The sequence below is a fragment of the Desulforhopalus sp. genome, from assembly GCA_030247675.1.
GTDB lineage: Bacteria > Desulfobacterota > Desulfobulbia > Desulfobulbales > Desulfocapsaceae > Desulforhopalus_A.
This window is the reverse complement of the sequence record JAOTRX010000002.1, coordinates 1,427,367-1,454,002: the sequence shown is the minus strand read 5'-3', so window position 1 is coordinate 1,454,002 and position 26,636 is coordinate 1,427,367. Positions and strand designations below refer to the sequence as shown.

The 26,636-nt window shown below is 57.6% G+C and carries 22 protein-coding genes; 14 read left to right on the top strand and 8 right to left on the bottom strand.

Annotated elements, in window-relative coordinates; all coding sequences use genetic code 11:
* Positions 1 to 62 precede the first annotated feature (62 nt).
* The 3 genes from OEL83_06305 to OEL83_06295 all read left to right on the top strand — a co-directional run bounded on the left by OEL83_06305 (position 63) and on the right by OEL83_06295 (position 2,429).
* Positions 63 to 485 carry a thioesterase family protein gene (locus OEL83_06305; GenBank protein MDK9706646.1) on the top strand — a complete coding sequence of 141 codons (423 nt, stop codon included), beginning with the start codon at positions 63 to 65 and terminating at the stop codon, positions 483 to 485.
* A 170-nt stretch (positions 486 to 655) separates the two neighbouring features.
* The gene (locus OEL83_06300; protein MDK9706645.1) at positions 656 to 1,360 is read left to right on the top strand and encodes a response regulator transcription factor; all 705 of its coding nucleotides are present in this window, start codon (positions 656 to 658) and stop codon (positions 1,358 to 1,360) included.
* Between the two features lie 4 nt (positions 1,361 to 1,364).
* Positions 1,365 to 2,429 (top strand): ATP-binding protein, encoded by a 1,065-nt coding sequence (locus tag OEL83_06295; protein MDK9706644.1) that lies wholly within the window; start codon positions 1,365 to 1,367, stop codon positions 2,427 to 2,429.
* A gap of 129 nt (positions 2,430 to 2,558) precedes the next feature.
* Here OEL83_06295 and OEL83_06290 read toward each other — a convergent pair whose 3' ends face one another.
* Complete coding sequence (locus OEL83_06290) at positions 2,559 to 2,978, bottom strand: hypothetical protein (protein ID MDK9706643.1); 420 nt, start codon at positions 2,976 to 2,978, stop codon at positions 2,559 to 2,561.
* On the opposite strand from OEL83_06290, the gene msrB reads away from it, so the two are divergent.
* The 7 genes from msrB (at position 2,959) to OEL83_06255 (ending at position 14,276) form a co-directional block, all read left to right on the top strand.
* On the top strand, positions 2,959 to 4,038 hold the full coding sequence (gene msrB, locus OEL83_06285; protein MDK9706642.1) for a peptide-methionine (R)-S-oxide reductase MsrB: 1,080 nt from the start codon (positions 2,959 to 2,961) through the stop codon (positions 4,036 to 4,038). The two genes, OEL83_06290 and msrB, sit on opposite strands and share 20 nt — an antisense overlap.
* A gap of 212 nt (positions 4,039 to 4,250) precedes the next feature.
* The gene (locus OEL83_06280; protein ID MDK9706641.1) at positions 4,251 to 4,445 is read left to right on the top strand and encodes a TetR/AcrR family transcriptional regulator; all 195 of its coding nucleotides are present in this window, start codon (positions 4,251 to 4,253) and stop codon (positions 4,443 to 4,445) included.
* Positions 4,433 to 5,077, top strand: coding sequence for a TetR/AcrR family transcriptional regulator (locus OEL83_06275; protein ID MDK9706640.1), 645 nt, complete (start codon positions 4,433 to 4,435; stop codon positions 5,075 to 5,077). Before OEL83_06280 ends, OEL83_06275 begins: the two co-directional genes overlap by 13 nt.
* Before the next feature lie 64 nt (positions 5,078 to 5,141).
* Positions 5,142 to 6,107: a DUF2860 domain-containing protein gene (locus tag OEL83_06270; protein MDK9706639.1), complete on the top strand. Its 966-nt coding sequence runs from the start codon at positions 5,142 to 5,144 to the stop codon at positions 6,105 to 6,107.
* 484 nt (positions 6,108 to 6,591) lie between these two features.
* Complete coding sequence (locus OEL83_06265; GenBank protein MDK9706638.1) at positions 6,592 to 8,772, top strand: glutamine synthetase III; 2,181 nt, start codon at positions 6,592 to 6,594, stop codon at positions 8,770 to 8,772.
* A gap of 361 nt (positions 8,773 to 9,133) precedes the next feature.
* Complete coding sequence (locus tag OEL83_06260; GenBank protein ID MDK9706637.1) at positions 9,134 to 12,421, top strand: transglycosylase domain-containing protein; 3,288 nt, start codon at positions 9,134 to 9,136, stop codon at positions 12,419 to 12,421.
* Between the two features lie 226 nt (positions 12,422 to 12,647).
* Positions 12,648 to 14,276: an ATP-binding cassette domain-containing protein gene (locus OEL83_06255; protein ID MDK9706636.1), complete on the top strand. Its 1,629-nt coding sequence runs from the start codon at positions 12,648 to 12,650 to the stop codon at positions 14,274 to 14,276.
* Positions 14,277 to 14,322: 46 nt separating this feature from the next.
* On the opposite strand, the gene OEL83_06250 is transcribed toward OEL83_06255, so the two are convergent.
* From OEL83_06250 to OEL83_06225, 6 genes are all read right to left on the bottom strand, one after another.
* Positions 14,323 to 14,589: a Txe/YoeB family addiction module toxin gene (locus OEL83_06250; protein ID MDK9706635.1), complete on the bottom strand. Its 267-nt coding sequence runs from the start codon at positions 14,587 to 14,589 to the stop codon at positions 14,323 to 14,325.
* Positions 14,586 to 14,837 carry a type II toxin-antitoxin system Phd/YefM family antitoxin gene (locus OEL83_06245; GenBank protein MDK9706634.1) on the bottom strand — a complete coding sequence of 84 codons (252 nt, stop codon included), beginning with the start codon at positions 14,835 to 14,837 and terminating at the stop codon, positions 14,586 to 14,588. Before OEL83_06245 ends, OEL83_06250 begins: the two co-directional genes overlap by 4 nt.
* A 177-nt stretch (positions 14,838 to 15,014) precedes the next feature.
* Positions 15,015 to 15,512 carry a hypothetical protein gene (locus OEL83_06240; protein MDK9706633.1) on the bottom strand — a complete coding sequence of 166 codons (498 nt, stop codon included), beginning with the start codon at positions 15,510 to 15,512 and terminating at the stop codon, positions 15,015 to 15,017.
* 59 nt (positions 15,513 to 15,571) lie between these two features.
* The gene (locus tag OEL83_06235; protein MDK9706632.1) at positions 15,572 to 18,790 is read right to left on the bottom strand and encodes a CusA/CzcA family heavy metal efflux RND transporter; all 3,219 of its coding nucleotides are present in this window, start codon (positions 18,788 to 18,790) and stop codon (positions 15,572 to 15,574) included.
* A gap of 20 nt (positions 18,791 to 18,810) precedes the next feature.
* Positions 18,811 to 20,286 carry an efflux RND transporter periplasmic adaptor subunit gene (locus OEL83_06230; protein MDK9706631.1) on the bottom strand — a complete coding sequence of 492 codons (1,476 nt, stop codon included), beginning with the start codon at positions 20,284 to 20,286 and terminating at the stop codon, positions 18,811 to 18,813.
* Between the two features lie 142 nt (positions 20,287 to 20,428).
* Complete coding sequence (locus tag OEL83_06225; GenBank protein ID MDK9706630.1) at positions 20,429 to 21,721, bottom strand: TolC family protein; 1,293 nt, start codon at positions 21,719 to 21,721, stop codon at positions 20,429 to 20,431.
* Positions 21,722 to 21,733: 12 nt separating this feature from the next.
* Here OEL83_06225 and OEL83_06220 point away from each other — a divergent pair, with 12 nt between their 5' ends.
* Together OEL83_06220 and OEL83_06215 are read left to right on the top strand one after the other, a co-directional pair.
* The gene (locus OEL83_06220; GenBank protein ID MDK9706629.1) at positions 21,734 to 22,789 is read left to right on the top strand and encodes a universal stress protein; all 1,056 of its coding nucleotides are present in this window, start codon (positions 21,734 to 21,736) and stop codon (positions 22,787 to 22,789) included.
* An 18-nt stretch (positions 22,790 to 22,807) separates the two neighbouring features.
* Complete coding sequence (locus OEL83_06215) at positions 22,808 to 24,052, top strand: cation:proton antiporter (protein ID MDK9706628.1); 1,245 nt, start codon at positions 22,808 to 22,810, stop codon at positions 24,050 to 24,052.
* Positions 24,053 to 24,335: 283 nt separating this feature from the next.
* Here OEL83_06215 and OEL83_06210 read toward each other — a convergent pair whose 3' ends face one another.
* Complete coding sequence (locus OEL83_06210; GenBank protein MDK9706627.1) at positions 24,336 to 24,635, bottom strand: hypothetical protein; 300 nt, start codon at positions 24,633 to 24,635, stop codon at positions 24,336 to 24,338.
* Between the two features lie 397 nt (positions 24,636 to 25,032).
* Between OEL83_06210 and OEL83_06205 the strand changes: the two genes are divergently transcribed.
* On the top strand, positions 25,033 to 26,010 hold the full coding sequence (locus OEL83_06205) for a WYL domain-containing protein (GenBank protein MDK9706626.1): 978 nt from the start codon (positions 25,033 to 25,035) through the stop codon (positions 26,008 to 26,010).
* Between the two features lie 73 nt (positions 26,011 to 26,083).
* Positions 26,084 to 26,617, top strand: a complete 534-nt coding sequence (locus OEL83_06200) for a Fic family protein (protein ID MDK9706625.1) — start codon at positions 26,084 to 26,086, stop codon at positions 26,615 to 26,617.
* Positions 26,618 to 26,636: the final 19 nt, after the last annotated feature.

The following is a 26,636-nucleotide window of genomic DNA, read 5'->3' as shown; positions in this document are numbered from 1 at the left end:
CCAGACCTAATTCCACCACCCAGCCAACAAACAACCGATGATTTCTTCCATGGAGAAACACAATGAAAGACACTTTGCAACCGGGTATAGAGCACACTTTTACATTCAGCATCGATACCACCAAATTAGTCCCTGCCCTCTTTCCAGAAGCCACTGAACTCCAGGTTATGCCGCAGGTCTTTGCCACTGGATTCATGGTGGGTCTTATCGAGTGGACGTGTATCCAGGCGGTGAATCCGCATCTCGACTGGCCGGCGGAACAAACCGTGGGAAGTCATATCGATGCAAGCCACATTGCCGCCACACCTCCGGGCCTGGACGTAACCGCCACGGTCAAACTCATTGAGGTGGATGGCCGACGCCTGGTGTTTGAGTTTGAAGCGCACGACAACTTCGACCTTATCGCCCGTGGCAAACATGAGCGCTTCGTCATAAATAAGGAAAAGTTTGATGCCCGGCTGGCAAAAAAGACGAAGGGAGTATAATAGCCGACCAGAGGCGAGGAGGTCGGACCATTGCCGTGCTGCATACAACAAACCTGGCGATGAAACATCTTTGGCGGCGGCTGGTGGGCGGCGACAGGAAAAAGTCCATCCGCATGAAGCGTCTTTTAAGAGTTAAAGCAGATACAAACGAGTGACAGGAAGAGTGTCCAATGTCTACCCTCAGCAGCCCCATCCTCATCGTTGAAGACGATCAGAACACCTCAACCTTGGTGGCAACATATCTGCAACGCGAAGGTTTTTCCACCATTACCGCCTATGACGGTGAAGAGGCCCTGCGCCAGGCGCGCCTCCGAAAACCTGGTTTCGTTATTCTTGATGTAATGCTGCCGAAGATCGATGGCTGGGAGGTGTGCCGGCAGCTTCGCAAGTTTTCCGAGGTGCCGATTCTCATGCTGACCGCCCGCGAGGAAGAGATTGACCGGGTGATGGGGCTTTCTCTCGGGGCCGACGATTATGTGGTGAAACCCTTCAGCCCGCGCGAACTTGTGGAAAGGGTCAAGGCAATACTCCGCCGGGTGCAGCCGCCTCCGGCGCCGGAAAAATCAATTATCCGGCATGGCAGACTTGTCCTTGATCAGGAAAAGCACAAGGTGAGCCTTAACGGTGCCCCGGTAAACCTGACCTCTTCAGAATACAAACTGCTGCAGACCATCATGTCCTCGCCGGGACGCGTCTTTTCGCGAAACGAGTTGCTGGAGCGTTTTTACGAACACGGCGAGACGGTTATCGACCGGGTCATCGATGTCCACATCGGCAAGCTCCGGCAGAAGATCGAGGACGATCCCGCCAATCCGAAGCGGATTGTCACTGTCCGCGGGTTTGGCTATCGGTTCGCCGAAGCAGACGAGGAGTGAGGGGATGCAGAACCGCCTGCTCTGGAAACTGCTGCTGACCAACATCCTCCCGGTAATCGCCGTCATCTTCCTTGTGGTCTGGCTGGCCATAGACAAACTTGCCGCCCAATATTTCATGGAATTGATGAAGATCTATGATGTCTCACCCAACGACATCCATCAGATGTTTTTGACCTCCATTCATCAATACCTGGTGTGGGCCGCTATCGCCGCCTTTGGCATGGCCTTCGTCCTCAGCTACCTCCTCACCCGCAGGGTTCTCAGACCGCTTTCGCAGATGACCGCCATAACCAGAGAAGTCGCCGCCGGCAATTTTTCCCTGCGTGCCGAGATCACCACCAGCGACGAAGTGGGTCAGCTCGGCGTAGCCTTCAACAATATGGCCGACAGACTCGGCAAGATCGAACAACTGCGAAAGGCCATGGTTGCCGATGTGGCCCATGAGCTGCGTACCCCCCTGACCAATCTGCGGGGATACCTTGAGGCATTGAACGACGGCATACTACCGCCCTCGCCTGAAACCCTGCAGATGCTGCAGCAGGAAAATCTCAGGCTGGTTCACCTCGTCGACAACCTGCAGCAACTTGCCCGCGCCGATGCGGCCAGGGCATACCTGAAACGCGAAGAGATTCTGCTGACGGGTCTCGTCAGCCAGATGACGGAACTGCACCTTCCCAACTTCCAGAAAAAAAATATCAGTATCAGCATCGCAGGAAGCGACGGAACCACTGTCTCAGCGGATCGTGACAAACTCCTGCAGGCTCTGCAGAATCTCCTGGATAACTGCTGTAAATACACACCGGCAAACGGCCGGGTGCAAATATCCATAAGCCGGGTGAAGGACGGCATAAAGGTCGATTTCTGCAATAGTGGTCCGGGCATTGCCCCGGCAGACCTGCCCTTTATCTTCGAACGCTTCTTCCGCGCCGACCGGTCGCGGTCCCGTGACGCCGGCGGCGCGGGGATAGGTCTTGCCATCACCAAAGAGCTGATCGAGGCCCACGGTGGTGCGGTTGGCGCCACAAGCAGCCATGACGAAACCCACATCTGGTTTACCCTTCCCGCCTGAGCAGTCTCTTTACCGAATCTTTACATTCCCTTTATTGACCCTTTACATCGAGCCTCTATTGTTACAGACAAGAGGAAGCCTTTCCGGCAGGCAGGTTGCCTTCGGAAAGGCCCAGTCATGAAATCATTCTCATCTGTAAAAAGGAGTCCGACGATGAATCGACACGCACGAATTGTAGCGATATTGCTCCTCGGCCTGGGAATCCCCCTCTGTTTTTCCGTTGCAAAATCCTTGGCCGAGTTGCAGGAGGCAACCTTCGCAGTCGCCTGATACGACGTCGGCAAGGGCGCCCTGGATGGGCGCGATGGCGTTATACGGGTAGACAGGGGATGGCATGGCACAAATGAAATCAATACAGTCGTCTTCGACCCAAAGAAAATACAGGTCCATGAGATGGAGGACAGCCTGAAAAAAGCCGATACCTATATTCGCACCATCCCGCCGGCAAAAGACGGCAAAGGCTCCGGCAATTCCAGGTGATTGCAGGGGGAAACAAGTGACAACGGTAATCCAAATATCGAGGTGAACAATGAAAACATATATACTCATCCTGCTGATTCTGACAGGAACTGCGATGGCGACGACAATCGCCGATCAATTAATCAGACCGGTTGCGGCAACCGTGCCACAATCGCAAACCGGCGGAGAGCTGGCCAGGGCAATGTTTGCCGGCGGCTGCTTCTGGTGTATGGAAAAACCCTTTGAACAGCTGGATGGGGTTGTATCAGTGGTCTCCGGCTACACCGGCGGCACATCGAAAACTCCGACCTACGAAAACTACGTTAACGGCGGACATATCGAAGTGGTTGAAATCACATACGACCCTAAAAAAACCAGCTACCGGCAACTCCTTGACGTATTTTGGCAACAGGTGGATCCGACCGATGGCGGAGGCCAGTTCGTTGACCGGGGGCATGCATATTCGACTGCCATTTTCTACACTACCGATGAGGAGCGACGCTTGGCCGAGGCATCAAAGGCAGATCTTGCTGCCAAGGGGATTTTCAAGGGCCCGCTGGTCACCCCGGTCCTGCCATACACCACCTTCTATCCTGCCGAGGAATATCACCAGGATTATTACAAAAAGAATCCGGTACGCTATTCATTTTATCGAAGCCGTTCGGGCAGGGATGACTTTCTTAAAAGCATTGACTGGAGTAAAAACACCATGGACAGACAAGCTGGCAAAGACGACTTGAAAAAACGCCTGACCGCCTTGCAATACCAGGTGACGCAGGAAAACGGCACGGAGCCACCCTTTAATAATCAGTATTGGGACAATAAGGAGGCGGGAATCTACGTTGATATCGTCTCAAACGAACCGCTTTTCAGCTCACTCGACAAATATGACTCGGGCACCGGATGGCCGAGTTTTACCCGACCACTGGTTGAGGACAATATAGTAACGAAGGAAGATCGGCATCTGTTCTCGGTGCGGACCGAGGTGCGCAGCAAAAAAGGCGACTCCCATCTCGGCCATGTCTTCGACGACGGACCGGCACCGACAAAACTCAGATACTGCATGAATTCGGCGGCACTGCGTTTCATTCCCGTGGCCGACCTGGAGAAGGAAGGACTCGGGGAGTTCAGCAAATTATTTGCCCGCTAATCTCTAACCTCTCTCTTGCAACCTGCCTCCCCCACCGGCGATCTGCCGCTCCCCCCGGACAGATCGCCGGTGGCCCATATTGATCACACCAAGTCAGTGCCTTCATTTGTTACAAGTTGCCCGGTGCAGTAAGTCAACTTTTTTATTGACCGACGGTCGGTCGACAGGTTATTGTGTCTTTCACAAGATCAATACCGGCAAGGAGAATGAAGATGGAAAGCAGAATACAGATCAATCGCCTGGAACGGGCCCGCATTCTGATTGCGGCCCGCCGGCTGTTTCAACGGCAAGGCTTCGAAGCCACTACCTGGAAAGATCTCTCGGATACCTTGCACGCTCCGGAGCACGAATTACTCTGCCATTTCCAATCCCTCGATGACCTGCTTGAGGCCGTATGGTCCGAATAACCAAAAAGCCGGAGGAACGGCGCGAGGAGATTGTCGAGGCGGCAAGGGTCCTTTTTCTGCACAAAGGCTACGACAGCACCACGATGAAAGATATCATGACCCACCTCGGCATCGCCAAAGGGACCATCTATCATTATTTTGCCTCAAAGGAGGAGTTGCTGGAAGCCGTGCTGGATTGCATGGTGGCCGGTATGCTGAATAAAATGCACCTCCTGCACCAGTCCTCGACGGGCGATGCCTTGTCCCGCATGCGCTTTTTCATTGAACGAAGCGCAAGCGACGACCATGACCCCGAGGTCATCGAACGATTGCACCAGCCGGGAAACACCGGTATGCATCTCCGCCTGCTCGCCAAAATGATCACCAGTCAGGCACCGCTTTATGCGGCATTGATAAAGCAGGGATGCGACGAAGGAATATTTAAAACCGACACGCCGCTTGAGTCCGCCGAATTTCTTCTTGCCGCCAGCCAATTCCTCACCGATCTTGGGATATATCCCTGGCCGCAACCAGTCCTGCTTCGCCGGATCAATGCCCTGCCAGCCCTGATTGAGGCGCAACTGGCGGCCAGACCGGGCAGTTTTGACTTCATCAAGGACCTGCTGGCCACCCGCAGAATCGCCCCCGATTGAGGTGAACTTGTCGACATACGCTCCCCGGGAATTGTTGCATATTCCGACCCCAAATGAGGTTATCATGAAAAAGTTGTATCTTGCCGTGTCCATCCTGCCTTTATTCTACTGTGTCACTCCGGTTGTGGCTGCTGAAACCAAAGCATCGGGGTTTTCCGGAAACATCGGTATGGGCCTGTTCATGGTCAACACCGCCGACAATCTCGACCCGAAAGGATCGGAGAAGCGCTTGACCGACCTGAATGGAGCGGCTGACATGGAAACCGAAGTCATGCCTTTTGTACTGCCCTCTATGACCTATACCTTTGACGGCGGCACCAGGGTCTTCTTCAAAGGCGATCCGGGTAATGAGGAATTCGGTGGTTTTGCCCTAAGCCTCGGGGCAGCCCTGCCGGTAGCCACTCTTGGCATCTTTGAGGCTGCCGCCATATACTCCCCCTTTGAACGCGCCTGGCAGAACCCCTATGCCCTGGGTGTCGGTAGAGATTCCACCTCGGTCGCAAAGGTAGGGGCAAAGATCGGGTTCACCGCCATTCTCGGTTCGCCTCTTGGACTTTCCGCGGTCTACATGAACGACGATACCGAGGATGATCTGCTTGCCGGTCTCTTTCCCGATCTTGCCCGCGATGGCGAGGTCTTTGGCATCACCTGTGGCTACACCTTCCTTCGCGCAAAAACCTTCGATCTCCGTGGCGAATTGTCCTATCTCTCCGGGAACTACGAAGGAGACAGTAACTCCTTCCAAAAAGGCAGAATGACGGTACAGGGCCGATACACCATAGACCGGCTCTCTTTCCTGCCAAAGATTACCTACAGCTATACAGAGTATGACAAAGAGGACCCGGTCTTTGCCAAGACCAGGGAAACCAATGGCTACGGAGGCACAATGATGATCAGCTACGCCGCCCCCTTCGGCCTTGAAGGGTGGGCGGCGCAAGGCCTCGTCGGCTATTCCCGGGGTGACGGTAGCATTACCTTTTATGACACCGAGAAATTGACCACCGGACTGTTCATGACCTATCGATTTTAAGGCCGATGAGCTTTCAAGTTGGCTCGCAAGTAGGGTACACTCCGTGCACCCTACGAAAAACAAATACAATCTTGAATGCAAAAGCGAATACGATGAAGAAAATTTGCGGAAGTGGAGAATTGTCTCGCTTCCGCCCCCCCGCAGCATAAACACCACCACCCAATACGGATACCTAGACGACCTCCCTTCTGCGCAAGGCTCATTCCCTTCGAAATCCCGACATTCCCATAAAAGCACAATTTTCGACAGATCTGCAGGTAAATTCCTCATTTTTCCAGGTTGGAGGCCCTAAAAGAGGGAGAAAATCCGGCCTCGGCAGGTAAAAGACTGCAAATAAGAGCAACAAATTGCATTTCGGCCAATTTTTAGGTTGAAAAATTATGATGGATGTTTTACATTTTTGTATCGTTTTTTGTATGTTTATTTTTTTTCGATACATGTCTGTAGTAAAAACCGCTTTTAAACCCATATCGGAGAACGCATCATGAGTGGAATCCAAGCCCGTCTGAACGCCATTTCGGCAATCATCAGCTACAAGCCATCCCAAACCCCGTTGAACTTCAGCGAAAGCAAGCCCACTGACGTGTTTGGATCCAACGTCTTTAACGACAAGGTCATGAAGGAACGTCTTCCCAAGCATGTATATAAATCACTGAAAAACACCATCACCTTCGGCGAAAAACTTGACGCAACCGTCGCTGACGTGGTGGCCAATGCCATGAAGGACTGGGCCATCGAGAAGGGCGCAACCCATTTCACCCACGTCTTTTACCCGCTGACCGGCATGACCGCCGAGAAACACGATGCCTTTTTAGTGCCGGACGGTGACGGCGGCGCTGTCGCCGAATTCTCCGGAAAGATGCTCATCCAGGGCGAGCCCGATGCCTCTTCGTTCCCCTCCGGCGGCCTGCGTGCCACCTTCGAGGCCCGTGGCTACACCGCCTGGGATGTCACCAGCCCGGCATATATCCTTGAAAACCCGAACGGTACCTTTTTGTGTATCCCCACCGCCTTCGTTTCCTGGACTGGCGAGGCCCTCGACAAGAAAACCCCGCTGCTGCGCTCACTGCAGGCCCTGAACACCCAGGCCAAGCGCGTCCTGAAGCTGTTTGGCGTCACCACCAAACTTCCCATCACCGCCTATGCCGGCCCCGAGCAGGAATACTTCCTCATCGACCGTAACTTCTTCTTCTCCCGCCCCGATCTCCTCTTGGCCGGCCGCACCTTGTTCGGTGCCCCGTCCGCCAAGGGCCAGGAGTTTGAGGACCAGTATTTCGGCGTCATTCCCCGCCGGGTCCTTTCTTTTATGATGGAAGTGGAAAACGAACTCTTTAAGCTCGGTGTACCGGTGAAGACCCGTCACAACGAGGTGGCCCCCAGCCAGTTCGAGATCGCCCCCATCTATGAGCAGGGCAACCTCGCCGCCGATCATAACCAACTGGTTATGACCACCCTGCGCACCGTCGCCAAGCGCTACGGCATGATGTGCCTGCTGCACGAGAAGCCATTCGCCGGCATCAACGGCTCCGGCAAGCACCTGAACTATTCCATCGGCAACGCCGAGCTGGGCTGCCTCTTCGATCCGGGCGCCACCCCACATGCCAACGCCCAGTTCCTGCTGTTCTGTGCCGCCGCCATCCGCGCCCTGCACAAGTACGGCCCACTGCTGCGGGCCACCGTCGCCTCCGCCTCCAATGATCATCGTCTCGGTGCCAATGAGGCCCCCCCGGCCATCATGAGCGCTTATCTCGGCGAACAACTCACCGATGTCTTCGAGCAGATCAAGAAGGGCGAGGTGAAGAGTTCCAAGCAGAAGGGCGTGATGAATATCGGCGTCGACACCCTGCCGCCGCTGCCGATGGATCCGGGCGACCGTAACCGCACCAGCCCCTTTGCCTTTACCGGCAACCGCTTTGAGTTCCGCGCCGTCGGCTCCTCGCATTCGATTGCCGGTGCGCAGGTTGCCCTGAACACCATGATGGCCGAGTCCCTCGACTTCGTGGCAACCGAGCTGGAAAAACTCGGCAAGGTAAACAAAACCCAGTTCAATGAGGGTGTCCAGAAGGTTCTGCAGGACATCATGAAGAAGCACGACGCGGTCATCTTCAATGGCGACGGCTACTCCGAGGCATGGCACAAAGAGGCCAAGAAACGCGGTTTGGCAAACCTGAAAACTACCCCGGAAGCCTTACCGGTATTGTCCGCCAAGGAAACCATCGAGCTGTTCACCAAATACGGCGTCCTCACCGAGGCCGAGCTCAAGTCCCGCCAGGAGATCTATCTTGAACAGTATGTGAAGACCGTGACCACCGAAGCCAATCTGGTGATCCGCATGGCTCGCACCATCATCTTCCCGGCGGCAATGCGCTACCAGGGCCAGCTTGCCGAGACCTGCAACAGCCTCAAGATCATCGGTCACGACTTCAAGATGTTTACTCTGGAAGACGTCACCACCAAGCTGCGCGCCATGCAGGCCGAGGTGGATAAACTTGAAAAACTGATGGCCCACGAGGGTGGAGACACCCTGGCTCATGCCAAGTTCATGTGCGACAAGGTGCTGCCGTCAATGAAGACCGTCCGCGGCTATGCCGATGCCCTGGAAACCGTTGTCGCCGACGATCTCTGGCCGCTGCCCTCCTACCAGGAGATGCTGTTCATCCGTTAATACGACAATACCTGCGGCTGCCCTCTATAAAATGGGCGTCGTACCCTGAGAAATGTATTAATTTTTCAGGCACTAGCAAGAAATGGCCACTCCTTCGCAGGAGTGGCCTTTTTGCTTTTCCCGGACGAGTAAACCCTGGACCGTAGGGAAGGGATACCTTGACTGGGCAGGGAAAACTCGGTAGGATGGCCCCAGTCGGCAAGAGCATAAGGCAGGAGAAAGAGGCCTTGCTTCACCATCATTTTCGACCTTCGCAGCAGGCTATGACAAAAACACCGGGTCTTCCGCCTGTCAGGCTAAGACTACAATCAATACAACCGAGGACGGCAGCACCAACCTCGGATACACCAGCATTCCGGCAGTGACCAGCCCTCCCGAAGAACTCAACATACCGATAGACGGCCGCCCCCGCCATCGGATCTTCCCACCATCGAGGACGCCGATCAGAACCTCTGGTGACGGCTCATCACGGCAACCGGAAGACATCGCCATCGACCGTCCGGACCAGACGCTGCCCGGCCGAAAAGGCGAAAAGACGCCAAAGTCCCCTAGCCGGCGCCGGGTGGGGCCGGACAAACCACGGCGCTGGTGGCCCTTGCTGCTGTTTTTCACCTTCATCATTGCCCTGGCCTGCTCTGCCGCGATCTACTACGAAACCCAGACCTCTACCCTGCAGGCCAAATACATCAGCGCCTTTGCGGCAAAGCTCAACTACCAGACGGCGAAAGGCCCGAGTGACTCCATCGTTTTCCCGAAGAAAGGCCCTTACGACCTCCGCCTCGGCTACGTTCAGTTGCCGGCGATGGCCGAAAAACTCAAGCAAAAGGGCATGGAAATAGTCAGCCAGGTCAGGGTCAGTGACGAGCTGCGCGCCTACGCCACCTATGGTTTCAACATCCCCTACAGCGAAAAAAGCCAGGCCGGCCTGCATATCCTTGATGCAACCGAGCAGACGATGTACCGGATGACCAACCCGAAACGGGTCTATGCCGATTTTGCCGCCATCCCTCAGCCGGTGGTCCAGGCCCTGCTCTTTATTGAAAACCGCGACCTGCTGTCCGATAAATATCCAAAGGTCAACCCCGCCGTCGACTGGGGCCGGTTTTCCAAGGCGGTCATGGTGAAGACCGGCGAGCTGGTCAATATCAACCTGCCCTCCATGGGCGGCAGCACGCTCGCTACCCAGACCGAGAAATTCCGCCATTCCGACAGCGGCATCACCTCGTCAATCACCGACAAACTCTACCAGATGGCCTCGGCCAGCGTCCGCGCCTACCGGGGCGGCGAGGACACCTCGGCCTTCCGCAAGCAACTGGTTCTCGACTATGTCAACTCCGTGCCGCTATCGGCCGCGCCCGGCGCCGGCGAGGTGATTGGCCTGGGCGATGGTCTCTTCGTCTGGTACGGCGCCGAGTTTGCCGAGCTGAACCGCCTCCTCCAGCTGAAAAATGCCACGGGGACCGCCCTTGAACAGCAGGCCAAGGCCCTCAAGCAGGTGATCAGCCTGATGATCGCCCATCGCCGCCCATCCTTTTACCTCGTCAAGGGCCACAGCGAACTGGCGCTGCTCAGCAACAGCTACGCACGGCTCCTGGCCCAGGGTGGTTTTATCGAACCGGCCCTCAGCGAGGCGGTGCAGACCCAGCCACTGGTCTTCCGCAATTTCTCGGCCAACTCGGCGGCGCCACAGGTGGAGATCAATAAAGGGGTCAACGTCGTCCGCAACCGCCTCAGCAGCCTCTTCGACGCCTCCCTCTACGATCTTGACCGGATGGACATGACGGTGAACGCCACCCTCAACAGCAAATTGCAGGAGGAGGTCAGCTGGTACCTCAAGACCCTTGAGATGCCCACTGGCGCCGAGGCCATGGGCCTGGTCGGCAAATACCTGCTGGCCCCGGACCAGGCGGCAGCCCTCGCCTACAGCTTTACCCTCTTTGAGTGCACCCCGGCCGGTAATGTGGTGCGGGTGCAGACCGACACCACGGAAACGCCTTTTGACATCAACGAGGGCAGCAAGCTGGAACTCGGTTCCACCGCCAAGCTGCGCACCCTGGTCACCTACCTGGAAATCATCGCCGAACTGTATGGAGAGGTCGCCAAGCTCAGCCCGGAACAGCTCGATGAATTCGCCGAGCAGCGTCCAGATGTACTCTCCACCTGGGTCTGCGATCAGCTCCGGGAAGATCCGATGCTGCCGCTCCGTACCCTCTTGCGGCTGGCCATGGAGCGTACCTACTCGGCCAACCCGGAGGAACAATTCTTCACCGGCGGCGGCCTGCACGTCTTCGGCAACTTCCGCAAGGAGGACGACAGCCGCGTCGTCACCGTCACCGAGGCCCTGCAGAACTCCATCAACCTGCCCTTCGTGCGAATCATGCGCGACATCGTCAGCGCCACCCGCTCCGCCCAATGGGAAAACAACCGCAAGGTCCTCGTTGACGACAAGGACCCGCGGCGTAAGGAGGTGCTCGACAAATTCATCGACACCGAAAGCCGGGTCTTTCTTGGCCGCTTTTGGAAAAAATACCAGGGCCAGAATTCCCAGGAGCGTCTCGAAACCCTCCTGTCCGGGATGCACCCGACACCATTGCGCCTGGCCATCATCCACCGCCACCTCTTCCCCAAGGCCGATGAGGCAACCTTTGTCCGTTTTATCAAGGAGGAACTGCCCGGTGCCGAGGCGGCCACCGAGTCCAAGTTGTCGACAATGTACGAGAAATACAAGCCAGGAGCCTACAATCTCAAGGATCTCGGCTACCTGGCAGCCCTCCATCCCCTGGAGCTCTGGCTCCTGGATTACCTGCAACAACCCGGGGTAAAATCCCAGAAGGACGCCATGGAAAAGAGTGCCGAGGTCCGCCGCGAGGTCTACGGCTGGCTGCTACGCACCAAGGCCAAAAACGCCAGGGATTCGCGGGTGCGGATCGTCCTTGAGATCGACGCCTTCTCCGATATCCACAGACGCTGGGCCAACCTCGGCTATCCCTTTGAGCAACTGGTGCCGTCGCTGGCCACCGCCCTCGGCAGCTCCGGCGACCGGCCGGCGGCGCTGGCCGAATTGATCGGCATCCTCCTCAACAACGGCAAACGCTATCCCACCCACCGTTTCACCAGGGTGGAGTTCGCCAAAGACACCCCCTATGAGACCATCGTCGAGCCACCGCCGCCGCAACCGCAGCAGGTGCTCAACCCCGATGTGGCGCGGATCGTCAAGGAAACCATGGGCAAGGTGGTCAGCGAAGGCACCGCCAGGCGGCTGTTGAACAGCTTCCAGCAGGCGGACGGCAGCCCCTTGCCGATCGGCGGCAAAACCGGCACCGGCGACAACCGCATCTTCTCCTCCGGCACCGCCGGGGCGAAGACCTCATCAAAGGCCTTAAACCGCACCGCGACCTTTGTCTTCTACCTCGGCGACCGCCATTTCGGGGTACTCACCGCCTTTGTCAGCGGCAAATCGGCCACCGCTTTCAGCTTTACCTCCGCCCTGCCCCTCCAGGTCCTGAAGGGCATGGTGCCGGTCATCCTCCCCTATATCAACGAGACCAACAAACAAAACCAAATCGGCCAGGTGGGTTTCCCCATCAAGCCGAGTCGGCCGGACAGCGCAAACCAATCAAGCCTGCCTCTCAAGTGGCCGCCGCGCTGAATTACAATTAGCCCTTGCATCGACACCGCCTATCGTGTTAACTTCCGGCCTTTTTTGCGCCTTACTCATAAAGAACTGTCAGAAAAACAAGGAAGTGAGTCGGGAAATACTTTATTGATAACACCACCAAGGCACTTATACCACAAGGGTATAAGGGTATGACATCCCTTGGGTTACAGGGGGCAGCCCGTCTCAACACTTTCCCCCCTCACCGACACCGAGAGCCATGATTCATCTTACCAACATCCAGAAACAGCACGGCAGCCGGATTCTCCTGCAAAACGCCAGTCTGCAGATCCTCCCCGCCACCCACACCGGTCTGGTCGGCCCGAACGGCGCCGGCAAGACCACCATCTTCCGCCTTATCACCGGCGAGGAAGAACCGGACAAGGGCGAGATCTCCTGCTCGAAAAAGACCGTTATCGGCTATTTTTCCCAGGATGTCGGTGACATGGCCGGGAGAACGGTTCTCGCCGAGGTCATGTCGGCGGCCGGCGATATCGTCGCTCTGGGTGTGAGAATGCGGGAGATGGAGGCGGCGATGTCCGAACCGATGGACGACGCGGCCATGGCCGAGCTGCTGGAACGCTACGGCGAGGCGGTGGAAATATTTGAGCAGCGCGGTGGCTACGATCTTGAGCCGCGAGCCCAGGCGGTGCTCACCGGTCTCGGGATCTCCCCTGACGATTTTCAAGCGCCGGTTGAGAAATTCAGCGGCGGCTGGAAGATGCGCATCGCCCTGGCCAAGATCCTGACCATCAACCCGGACGTCCTGCTCCTTGACGAACCCACCAACCACCTCGATATCGAATCTATTCTTTGGCTGGAGGAATGGCTGCGCACGGAATTCAAAGGCGCCCTGCTGATGACCTGCCACGACCGGGAGTTTATGAACAAGATCGTCAGCCGCATTGTCGAGGTGGCCAACGGCACGACCACCACCTACAGCGGCAACTTCGATTTTTACGAGCAGGAGCGGGAGATCCGCCGCCAGCAACTCCAGGCGAGCTTCAAACGCCAGCAGGAGATGCTCGCTAAAGAAGAGGAATTCATCGCCCGCTTTGCCGCCCGGGCCTCCCACGCCTCGCAGGTGCAGTCGCGGGTAAAGAAGATCGACAAGATCGAACGCATCGTCCTGCCACCTGAGCAGCGGGTCATGAAATTTGACTTCCCCGTGCCGCCGCGCTCCGGCGACGATGTCCTGCACCTGAAAAACCTCGGCAAGAGTTGGACCGGCCACGATGGCCGGGTCATTCCGGTGTTCAGCGGCCTGCACGGCACGGTGCGGCGGTTGGAGAAGATTGCCGTGGTCGGCGTCAACGGCGCCGGCAAATCGACGCTTCTCAAGGTCATCACCGGCAATACCGAACCGAGCGAAGGCCAGGTACTGATTGGCGCCGGTGTCACGATCGGCTATTTCAGCCAGCACGCCATGGATATCTTAAGCCCTACGCAGACGGTCTTCGAGGCGGTGCAGGAGGTCATGCCTCTTGAGAACATCGGTGTCATCCGCAACCTCTGTGGCGCCTTCCTCTTTACTGGCGACGATGTCGACAAACGCATCAGCACACTGTCTGGCGGCGAAAAGAGCCGGATCATCCTGGCGCGCCTCCTCGGACGCCCCCTTAACTTCCTCATCCTCGACGAACCGACCAACCATCTTGACATCCAGTCGCGGGAGGTCCTCCTCGCCGCCCTGCAGAAATTTGAAGGCACCGTTATTCTCGTCAGCCACGATCGGCATTTCCTTCGGTCGCTGGTGACAAGGGTCATGGAGATCGACCATGGCGAAATGCGCATCCACGAAGGTGACTACGAATCCTATCGCCGCCATGTGCGAGAGCGGATGGTCTGATGTATTTCAGTGTGTCGCAAAGGGAAAACGAGGGAGGCGACGCGCACTACTCCTCGTAGTGCGACCACATCCGCAGGACGTGAATCGTTCGAGCATTTTTGTCGACGGCATAGACAAGTCTGTGCTGAATATTGATTCTTCTGGAATAGAAACCCTGGAGATTGCCCACCAATTTTTCACAGCGGGGAGGCGTGACAAAGGGATCAGTCTGCAGCAGATGCAGCAAGTCCTTCGCTGCAGAGGCAAGACCGGCCTGCTTTAGTTTCTCGATATCCTTGATTGCCTTTTTCGAAAGAATGACCGTCCAGCTCACCAGTCAATCCTTTCAAGGGGCGTCCCTTCAGCGAGCGGTTCCAATGCAGCGGCATGAATGCTTTCCACCAGGCCGGGAACCCGATTAAGATACAGCGTTTCTTCGATAGCTGACCAATCGTCCTCGCCGAGAATAACGAAATTTTCGCCGTTTTTCCGTTTTACCCGCAAAACCTCGTGGTTTTTGATACAGCTATCGACTTTTTCCTTGAGCGTTTTTCGGAACTCATTAGCGGTCGTTTCAAGCATTGTTGCCTCCTTGTCTGGAATAGTCGTCTGGTTTTACAGTACGGCTTTCCAGTACCGTTGTCAATGATGGGCAACCGCCACCTCAGGGAACAGATGGCATGATTTTTTCGGAGGGTGCGTTCCACGCACCATCATCAAAACAGATGACGTGCAAAGCCCCCTCCGACAAACTCCCGCTTACTTCACCGTATACTGAAATTTAAACTGCCGCTTCGCCCCGTCGGCCAGCTTGCTGCCGACTTCCAGGGTGTAGAGGCCCTTGCCGGGCAGACTGATGTCGGCGCCGAACTGACCGGCCATGGCCATCAGGGCCAGCGGCTCACCGGCCTTGGCCTCACCCGGTCCGGTTATCTTCAGGGCGACGCTGCCCTGGGAGATTGCCTTGCCGGTGGCTGCCTCGCTAAAGGCGACCATAAAGTGGTAGTTCTCCTTTTTGCCCATCTTGGCCATCATGGCACCGGTGTCCATCAGGTGGACCATGCCCTTGACACCATCGACGGTAAGCTCCGGAAGCATGATGGCGCCGCCGTGCATCATCGCCTCATGACCGCTCTGGGGGGCGGCCGGGGCAGCCTTACCGCTCTGCCCGCCGTGGGCGCTGTGATCCTGGGCCATGCCATAGGCCGGCAGGGTGAGAAGGGCAAGTAGTGAAAGAATCAAAATTCCGCGTTTCATGTACAACTCCTTGAGATACTTATTAAAGAAAAAACGGTTAAGGGTGCATGAAATGCACCCTACTCCTCCTGGGCGGTCGTGGCCACCGTGCTTTTCTGCAACCGCCAACCCCGCCAGATATAAAATATCACCGGATACACCAGCAATTCCATGAGTCCCGAGGTAACGACTCCACCGACCATCGGCGCGGCGATGCGCTTCATGACATCCGACCCGGCACCGTGGCTCCACATGATTGGCAAAAGACCGGCGATGATGACGGCAATGGTCATCACCTTCGGACGAATCCGCTGCACCGCCCCATAGTGGATGGCCTGCGCCAGATCGCCGCGGGTGACCATCCGCCCCTTGTCCTGCCAGCGTTTATGGGCCAGATCGAGATAGAGAAGCATGACCACGCCGGTCTCGGCATCAAGGCCCGCCAGGGCAATAAGCCCGACCCACACCGCCACCGACAGATGGTAGCCAAGTAGATGGAGGAACCAGAAGGCCCCCACCAAGGAGAACGGTACGGCCAGAAAGACAATGCCGGTCTTCATCAGACTGCCGGTGTTGATGTAGATGATGACGAAGATAATCAGTATCGTCAGCGGAATGATCACCAGCAGTCGCTCCCGGGCCTTCTCCATATATTCGTACTGGCCGCTCCAGACGATATTGTAGCCCTGCGGCAACTTGATATGGCTAGCCACCGCCGCCTTGGCACTTTGCACATAACTGCCGACATCGACATCCTTGATATCGACGTAGACCCAGGCAGTGCGCCGGCCGTTCTCGCTCTTGATGCTGTCCGGATCGCTGCTGACCGAGATACTCGCCAGCTGCTCAAGAGGGATGTGCCGTCCCCCCGCTCCCGGCACCAGGACCCGCTTCAGAGAATCGATATCGCTGCGGAAATCCCTGTCATAGCGGACACTTATCGGATAGCGCTCCAACCCTTCGACCGTCTCGCTGATCGACATGCCGCCCACCGCCGTCTGGATAATCTCTTGAATGGTCCCGACGTTAATGCCGTAACGAGCGGCACTCAGGCGGTCGATGCGGATATCGAGATAACGGCCGCCCACCGCCCGTTCGGCGATAGCCGACAGCGTCCCCGGCACGGTGCGCACCACCGCCTCCACCTCCTCACCGATGCGGCTGAGGGTCGCCAGATCGTTACCCATGATCTTGATGCCCACCGGCGTCTTGATGCCAGTCGACAACATATCGATACGGGTCTTGATCGGCATGGTCCAGGCGTTGGTGAGCCCCGGAAACTGGATGGCGCTGTTCAGGCGGTCGATCAGTTCAGGCACCGTTATCGGCCGATGCTCGGGCCACAGCCAGCGCAGGGGCTTTTTCACTGCCTCCAGCCCCTCCGGCCACTCCGAGAAGAAGCGCTTACTGGCCACCTTGCGCCACTCCGCCTCCGGCTTCAGGGTGATGGTCGTTTCGATCATCATCATCGGCGCCGGATCGGTGGCCGTCTCGGCCCGGCCGATCTTACCGAAGACGTGCTCCACCTCTGGGAACTGGCGGATAATCCGGTCGGTCTGCTGGAGGATCTCCTTGGCCTTGGTCACCGACAGTCCGGGCAGGGTCGTCGGCATATAGAGGAGATCGCCTTCGTAGAGGGCCGGCATGAACTCCGAGCCCATCTTCGACAGCGGCCAGGAAATGGACAGCATGGCGGCAAGCGCCAGCAGGAGCGTCGTCTTTCGCCACTTCAGCACCAGATCGACAAAGGGATGATAGATGGCGATCAACAGCCGGTTAAGTGGGTTGGCCTTTTCCTCCTTGATCCGGCCCCTTATAAACCAGCCCATCAGCACCGGCACCAGGGTGATCGACAGAAAAGCGGCGGCGGCCATGGCGTAGGTCTTGGTGAAGGCCAGCGGCTTGAACATCCGCCCCGACTGCTCGGTCAGGGTAAAGACTGGCACAAAGGACACGGTGATGACCAGGAGCGAGAAAAACAGCGTCGGCCCCACCTCCACCGCCGCATCAAGGATGATTCTCCCGTGCGGCTTCTTGCCGCGGTCGCGCTCCAGGTGTTTATGGGCGTTTTCGATCATGATGATCGCCGCGTCGATCATCGCCCCGATGGCAATGGCGATGCCGCCAAGACTCATGATATTGGCGTTGATCCCCTGGGCGTACATGATGGTGAAGGCCATGAGGATGGCCACCGGCAAGGTGACGATGGCCACCAGGGCGCTCGGCAGATGAAAGAGAAAGAGGGCGATGACCAGGGCAACGACGATGCTTTCCTCAAGAAGTTTTTCCCGCAGGGTAGAAATGGCCCGCTCAATGAGGCCGGAGCGGTCATAGGCGGTGTGAATCGTCACCCCCTCCGGCAGCCCGGTTTTCAGGGTCTCAAGCTTGTCCTTTACCCGCTGAATGGTTGAAAGGGCATTCTCGCCAAAACGCATGACGATGATGCCACCCACCGTCTCCCCTTCGCCGTTCCATTCGGCAACACCGCGGCGCATCTCCGGCCCCAAGCGCACCTCGGCGAGGTTTTTAACGAGCACCGGCGTACCGTCCTTGCTGCTCATGACGACGATATTGCGGATGTCTTCAAGGTTTTTGATATAGCCGTGGCTGCGCACCACAAACTCGGTCTCGCCCATCTCGATGGCGCCGCCGCCGACATCGAGGTTGGCCTTCTGGATGGCCATCATCACCTCGGTGATCGGGATATTGTAAGCCATGAGCTTGTTGGGATCGACAGCCACCTGATATTGTTTGACGAAACCGCCGAGGCTTGCCACCTCGCTGACTCCTTCCAGCGAGGTCAGCTCGTAGCGCAGATACCAGTCTTGAATGGAGCGCAGTTCCTGGAGGTTATGGCGTTTGCTCTGCAGGGTGTATTCGTAAATCCAGCCAACGCCGGTGGCGTCCGGACCGAGGACCGGGGTCACCCCCTGCGGCAATTTGCCGGAGACGTAGTTGAGGTATTCGAGGACCCGCGACCGGGCCCAGTACATGTCGGTGCCGTCCTCGAAGATGATGTAGATAAAGCTGCTGCCGAAAAACGAGTAGCCGCGCACCACCTTGGCGCCGGGGACGGCGAGCATCTGGGTGGTCAGCGGATAGGTGACCTGGTCTTCCACCACCTGCGGCGCCTGGCCCTGGTACTTGGTGTAGATGATGACCTGGACGTCGGAGAGGTCGGGGATGGCATCGACCGGGGTGTTCTTCAGTGAATACAGCCCGGCGATGACCAGAAACAGGGTCATGAGGATGACCATGAAGGTGTTGCGCATCGACCAGCTGATGATTTTTTCAAGCATGACGTTCTCCGCGGTAAACCCTACTTGAAAAGATCATCGAGTTTTTCCGGCGCAGGCGCAGCAGTCGCCGCAGCCGGAGCCGGAGCCGGAGCGGCCACCGGGGCCGCCGTCATCTTGCGCAGCGCCTCACGCAACGAACTCTCCGAATCAAGCATGAACTGGGCCGAGACCACCACCGACTCGCCTTCCGCAAGGCCGCTCTGGACATGGATAAAGCCGTTATCGTCGGTGATACCGGTGGTCACCGGCCGCGGCGCAAACTTGCCGCCCTCCAGGGCGACAAAGACCGTCTGGCCGGCCCCGGAATTGAGCACGGCGTTGCTGGGGATGGCTAAAGCGCCGCTGACTCCCTCAGTGTCGATCTGCACATTGGCGTACATATCCGGCTTCAGCTCAAAACCTGGGTTGGCAAGCTCGATGCGCGCCCGGGCGGTGCGCGTCTCATTTTTCAGGTAGGGGTAGATATAGGTGATCCGGCCGGTATAGACCTTGCCCTGGGCAAAGGGCAGTTCCACCCGTGCCGTCTGCCCGACCTTCACCCAGGGCAGTTCGTATTCGAAAATATCGGCATTGATCCAGATCCGCGAGATATCGGAGATCTGCAGCAGCTCCTCACCGGCCATGACCCGCATCCCCTCCAGGGCCTTCTTCACCGTGACGATGCCGCTGTGCGGGCTGTAGAGGGTGAGGGTCTTGGTCGTCTGCCCGGATTTTTCAATGGCGGCAATCTGCTCATCGCTGATATCCCAGTATTTCAGGCGGGTACGGGCGGCATCGAGGAGGCGCCGGGCGCTTTCCGCAACCTCCGGCACCGGATTTTCCGAAAGTTTCTTGCTGTTGCGCAGAGCCAGCAGATATTCCTGCTGGGCCGCCACCAGCTCCGGGCTGTAGATGGCCAGAAGCGGCTGGCCTTTCTTGATGGTCTGGCCTTCCTGGTTGACGAAGAATTTCTCGATCCAGCCCTCTATCTTGCTGTTCACCGAGAACTGCCGCCCCTCCTCATAGGTCATGAGACCGACGGTACGGACCGTCTTGGCAAGCGTCCGGCGAACCACCGGCTCGGTGCGCACCCCCATATTCTGGGCGGTGACCGGATCGATGGTGATCGCCCCGTCGCCCCCGCCGCCCTCAGTTACCGGCACCAGGTCATGGCCCATATAATCCTTGCCGGGTGCGTCGCGGACATAGGTCGGATCCATCGGTGACCGCCACTGTTTGACCGTGGCCGGCGTCTGGGCCTGCGGCTGCGAACCGGTGGTGCCGGGCTTGACCGGCGTCAGCTCCATATTGCAGATCGGGCAGAGCCCCGGCTCGTCGCGGATGATAAAGGGATGCATGCCGCAGGTATACTGCTGCTTCGCCCCCGTCTCAGCAACCTCCCCGGCGTGATCGTGCCCGCTTTCGGCAGGAGCCCGGCTGGGAGTTTGCTGCAGACCAAACCAGTAGCCGCCACCGAGGGCGACGATAAGGGCGACGAGAATTAGTATTGGTTTCATTATCTTCACTACAAATCTCCTCATGCTATCCAGGCAGTTGCAGGTGCACGGAGTGCACCCTACGTTTAACCATGAACGGCGGCTACAGGTAGGGTGCACTCCGTGCACCTTGTGCTTCAGCTGATAGCATTATCAATACACCCTATTCAAGGCTGCCCGACAAGGCCGTGCCGATCAGGGACTCCAGCACCGCCGTTTGCATCTGATACTCCGCCACCGCATCGTGGTATTCCCGCTCCAGATTAAAAAGGGCCATCTGGCTGTCGAGGACCTTCATAAACTCGGTCTTACCCGCCTGATAGGAGGCGATGGTGGTTTCCAGGACACTGGCCGCCTGGCCGAGAAGGCCATCCTTGTACAGGGCCGCCAAGCGCCGGTTTCGTTCAAGCCGCGCCAGTGATTCAGCCACCGCCAGGCGGATCCGGTTGCGCAGCATCTGTCCTTCCTCATGGAGCATGCGGTTTTCCGCCCCGGCCTCGGCGATCATCGCCAGCCGCCGGCCGTGCTGCACCGGCAGATTAAAAGACAGCGAGACACTGTACATATCGTCACCGGCGCTCATTTCCCCCTGCTCGCGCTGCATATATTCAAGGGACAGGTTGAAATCGGGATAGATCTCCCGGTCGGCCAGATCGCGGTTCGCCTGATTCTTGGCAAGAAGGGCCGCCTGGGCCTGCAGCAGCGGCCGGTTGGCCTCGGCGAGCTTTTCAAGAGCTTCCTGATCAAGGGTCACAGGCCGTATCGCCGACTCCGCGATGGCCGGAATGACCGTCTCCACCGGCCGGTACACCAGGGTATTGAGTACCGAGGTCAGCGAGCGGCGTTTCTGCTGCAGATCGATGCGCATCTCCTCCATCTTCGAGCGCTCCAGCTGAGCCTTGAGGACGTCCTGCTGCAGACCCTTGCCGACGCCGTACATGGTTTCAGAAAAATGCAGCAGATCATCGAGGGCACCGATGTTTTTTTCCAGGACCTCCAGCGCCCGGTCAACCGCCGAGATGCCGTACCAGGCCTCTTTGACCATTCGCCGCAATTCAAGCTTCTGTTCGGCAAGGCGCAGCTTCTCAACATCGACATCACGGCCGGCACCCTGCCGCCGTAGCTCGCGCTTGCCGTAAAAGGGGATGGCCTGACTCACTCCGATGACCTTGGCGGTTTCCGCCTCCCGGTCAAAAGCGAAGGGGTCGCGGATTAGGCCATTCTGCACCTTCAACATCAGCATCGGGTCGTCCAGGGAACCGGCCTGACCGGCCTTTTCCATGGCCATGCTCACCCGTTCCTCACCGGCCTTGATCTCCGGGTTGTCGGCCAGGGCCCTGGCCACGAGGGCCTCAAGGTCTTCGCCCGGTTGCCCCTCGGCCGCGGCAGGCGAAACACCGGCAAAGGCCAGGATAGCGAAAATCATGGCGAGGCCTGCAATTATTGGTCGTATCATGGAAAATTCCTCGTGGCCGCAGACATAATCAGTCAAAGTTACCATCCCTTACACCGACAATATGACATTGTCGAACGAATGTCAAAATTCGCTTGTCGCGAAGTGGGGGAACGACTAGTCTCTTTTCAGTACCCCAACGATGCGGCAACCTCCTGCACCACATCCCCTAACCTCATAAACGCCATGGACTCCAACAGATTAAAAGGCCGCTCTCCCTATCCCTTTGAAACCATTGCCGTGGCCCTGGCCTTCTCCCCCCGGCTCGAAGGGGTACTGAGCGAGGCGCGGCAATTAGCACATACCTTCAAGGCGAAACTGCTCCTCATCCATGTCGGCAAACGCAGTCCGGAAAAGGAGGCGACCCTCAGGGAGCTGTGCGCCAACGGGGGAATGGGCGGCGAGGTACAAATCATCTGGGGCAATGGCGATCCGGTGACCACCCTCCTGGAAATCTGTAAAGGGCATATGGTCGATCTCCTCATCCTCGGGGCCCGGCGGCGGGAAAGCGTCTTCCGCTATTACCTGGGCTCGGTAGCTCGGGGCCTCAGCCGCCGCGCCAAATGTTCCATTCTCCTCCTGACCGAACCGGAAATCAGCGGCACCAGCTTCCGCAAAGTCGTCGTCGACTGCGTCGACCACCCGAAGACTCCGCACACCCTCAATACCGCCGTCTACTTTGCCGGCGGGGTTGGCGCCCCGGAGATTCGCGCGGTCCGCGAGGTTGACCCGGAAGGACTGGCGATGGTTATGGCCGTCGACAGCACCACCGACGAAAACGACCAACTGAAGGCACATCTGGCCGAAAACGGTGAGGCAAAACTCCAGGAACTTCTCGCCGCCACCCCCAAGACCGGGCCGGTGGTGGAGACAGCCGTCCTCTTCGGCAGGCCGGGCTTTGCCATCCGCGGCTATGCCGAAGAATGCGATGCCGATCTCCTGGTCATCAATTCCCCGGACGGCCGCTACCGGCTTATGGACCGGATCTTCACCCACGACCTGGAATACATCCTCGAACACCTGCCCTGCAATATGCTCATTGTCCATAGCCGCCTCGCCGAAGGCTCCTGATTCCCCTGGCGAGTGACAATGGCAAAACTGCACCCAAACGATCTGGTCACCCTCCTCCTGGCGATAAGCACCATGCTTATCCTGTCGCGCATCGCCTCGGAATTCGGCAAAAAGATCGGCCTGCCGATGGTCATGGGCGAACTGATCATCGGCGTGGTACTCGGCCCGACGGTGCTCGGCGCGATTGCCCCCGGATGGTATGCGACGGTCTTCCCCTTTGCCGGAAACCGTGATTTTTCCCTGGCCCTTGATGCCATCTTCTCCCTGTCGGTGGTCCTCCTGCTCTTTGTCGCCGGCCTGGAGCTGCGCTTTTCCCTGTTCCTGCGCCATGGCCGGGTGGCGATAACCACTGGCATCGGCAGCATGACCCTGCCCTTTGCCTCCGGCTTTGCCCTGGCTTGGTATTTTCCCCAGTGGTTTTCCCTGACCGGCAGCGGGCCGGGCCATTTTCTTTTCGCCCTCTTTCTCGGCACCGCCATGGCCATCTCCGCCCTGCCGGTCATCGCCAGGATCCTCCTCGACATGAAGCTGCTGAAGACCGAGATCGGCGCAGTCATTATCGCCTCGGCGGTCTTCAACGATGTCGTCGGCTGGATCGTCTTTTCCTTTATCCTGTCGCTGGTCGGCAAAAGTAACGGCGGCAGCCCGCTGCAAAGCATCCTCTCCATCGCCGCCTTCGCCGCCTTTATGCTCATCGTCGGCCGCTACGTCCTCAACCGCACCTTGCCATGGATGCAGACCAGACTGTCCTGGCCGGGCGGCGTCCTCGCCTTCAGTCTCGGCCTGTGCCTGCTCTGTGCCGCCTTCACCGAATACATCCATATCCACGCCATTCTCGGCGCCTTCATCGCCGGATTGGCCATCGGCGATTCGGTGTACCTGCGCGAACAGGCGAGGGAGATCATGCACCAGTTCGTCACCAACTTCTTTGCCCCGCTGTTCTTTGTCTCGATCGGCCTGCGGGTCGATTTCATCAAGCATTTTGACCCGGCCATCGTCTTCCTGATCCTGCTCCTGGCCTTTGCCGGCAAGGTGATCGGCGCAAGCCTTGGCGCGCGCCTCGGCGGAATGCCCGGCAAAAAGGCCATGGCGGTCGGTTTTGGCCTGAACGCCAGGGGGGCGATGGAGATCATCCTCGGCACCCTGGCTCACGAAGTCGGTCTCATCAGCAACGAGGTCTTTGTCGCCCTCATCGTCATGGCCTTGGTGACAAGTATCACCAGCGCCCCGTTGATGCGTCTTTTTCTTGAAGAAAAACCGTGAAGGTATTCGCTAAAGCATTCAAGATGGCATTTGTTTTTCGTAGGATGCACTCTGTGCACCAACAAAACCAGATGGTGCACAGAGTGCACCCTACTTACGAGCCAACTTGAAAGCTCATTGCAATGAGACCTGCCGGAGAAGGCCATGACCGGCAGGGAATACGAGGGCCCGGTGGTCGGGCCCTGAGGGTGTGGGGCGAAGTGGTTCTCGCGCTGTCCGGGGCGGGGAGACAATCCCCCGGACAGCGCAGTAGTCAAACCTGAGGTTTGCTTGGAAGTTGCGTTTACTTCGCCTCGCAGCCCAATTTGGCAGGATCGGGTGATTTACTGAGACAGGCCAGGGCGGCATCCTGTACTTCCTTGCTGAGCTTGGCCTTATCGCCCATCCTCGCCACAATCGCCGGCCAATCGGCAGCCTTATCGCCTAGTTTGGCACAGATCTTCGGCAGGCCGTGGCACTTGGTGCAGTTGTTCTTAAGGGTCTGCTGACAATCCGCCGGAGCGGCAGCTCCCTGACTGAAAGACAGACTTGCAACGCAGAGGGGAGTGATGACAAGCAGGGCAGAAAGTACGAGTTTCTTCATGGTCTTCTCCTTTGGTGGTTGACGGATAAGCGACTTCGGTATTGGTAGCAGGACCTCCCTCCAACGGGGTGCAATTCCGGCCCGCAAAATACTGTAGCAGACCACGCGCCGATCGTAAAGATGAGAACATATCCCAACTGACAAAGTGTCAAAGAACGCCCACGGCCCGGAAGTTGCTCCATCGGCATATTCGGGAAGGACCTCCTCCTGCAACCGATCCAGCTGAGTTGAGCAGCTTGCCTGCTCAAACGAAATGTATGCCCTCGCGGTATCTAGGATTGCCTCCTAACACAATACCTGGTACTCTCCGGACAATTGCCGCAAGAAAGAGATGCAATTACTTCAATGAGATAGTGCTACATTGACGGATTATCCGACACCATCAAGGGAGGGAAAGATGTCCGACCGGCAGCAGTACGAACGGGTGTGTTGGTTTCATGGCCGGGTCAAGGCCGGAAAATTTCCGAATTCCGGTGACTTGACGCAAAAATTCGAAATCTCCCAGCGAACGGCCTATCGCGACATCGAATTCATGCGCGAGCGGATCAACGCCCCACTCACCTATGACCGCCCGCGCCGCGGCTTTTGCTATTCCGATACCGCCTATGAAATCCCCGGCCATTGGATCAGCGAAACCAACATCCTCGCCCTGTCGCTTGCCGTCCGTCTCGCCTCGACCATCCCCGACCCGGCCTTGAAAGATGACCTGTGCCGGATGATCAACCGGGTGACCGGCATCACCGGCAAACACGAGCAGGCCTGCCTGCAGCAGGTGGAAACGAAGATCTCGGTGAAAAACATCGAATATGCCAGGGTCGACACCGGCACCTTCCGGCAGACCATTGAGGCCCTGTTTGCAGACAAGGCCCTGCACATCACCTACCATTCCCCGCACCGGGGTGCCACCACAACGCGGACCGTCCAGCCTCTCCATCTTTTGCACTATATGGGCAGCTGGCACCTCCTCGCCTGGTGCGATACAAGCCAGGGCCTGCGTGATTTTGCCCTTGCCCGCATCCGCAAGATCGCTCCGGCGGACAGAGCAATTGCCATCCCCACCGACCTTCCCGCCCTCAAAGAACACACCCGCAAGCATTTCGGCATCATGCAGAGCGGCAATACCAGCAGCGTGAAACTCCGCTTTTCCCCCACTGTCGCCCCGTGGATTGCCGAACAGGTCTGGCATCCCGCGCAAAAGACATCCATCGCCCCGGACGGTTCCCTGCACATGGAGTTCCCCACCGCCGACTTCCACGAACTGGTACGGGTTATCCTCAGCCATGGCGCCGAGGTACGTGTCATCGAACCGGAGGAACTGCGAAACCTGGTCGGCAAAGAAATTGCGCGGATGGCTAAAAATTATTTTCTTCCCTGACACGCCACGGCAGGGTGGGTGTGGTAGGGTGGTGCAACGGACAAGACGAAAAACCAACCACGACGAGCATAATATGCATAAATCCGACAACGAAACAGCTTCCATTACCGCGATAATCAATCAATACGCCAAGACATGGACCTTCCTGCTACAATACGATGAGGACAGCCTTGCCCGCCCCAAACAACTGCAACCCGCGCGCATGGCGCTCGAATACGGGAAGGCGACACGGGCTATCGCCCTCATCAAGTCCGAGCTGACCAAACGTGGTGAAGCCGGCGACCTCTTTGGCCTGGAGCGGGAACACCTGTTAGAGGGCATCCTCGGCAATATCTGTCAGACCTTCGACGGCCAGGAGCTTTATCCAAGCGCCGAGGAAAAGGCAGCCAACCTCCTCTACTTTGTCATCAAGGATCACCCTTTTTCCGACGGCAACAAGCGGATTGGTTCTTTCTTGTTTCTGTTGTTTTTAGAGGAGAATGGATTGCTGGAGAAAACCGGGATCAATGACAAAGGGCTGGTGGCTTTGGCGCTGTTGATTGCCGAGAGTGATCCACGGCAGAAAGATTTGCTGGTGAGGTTGGTTTTGAATTTGCTTGCTTCTTAGCCCAAAAATCATTGAGAAA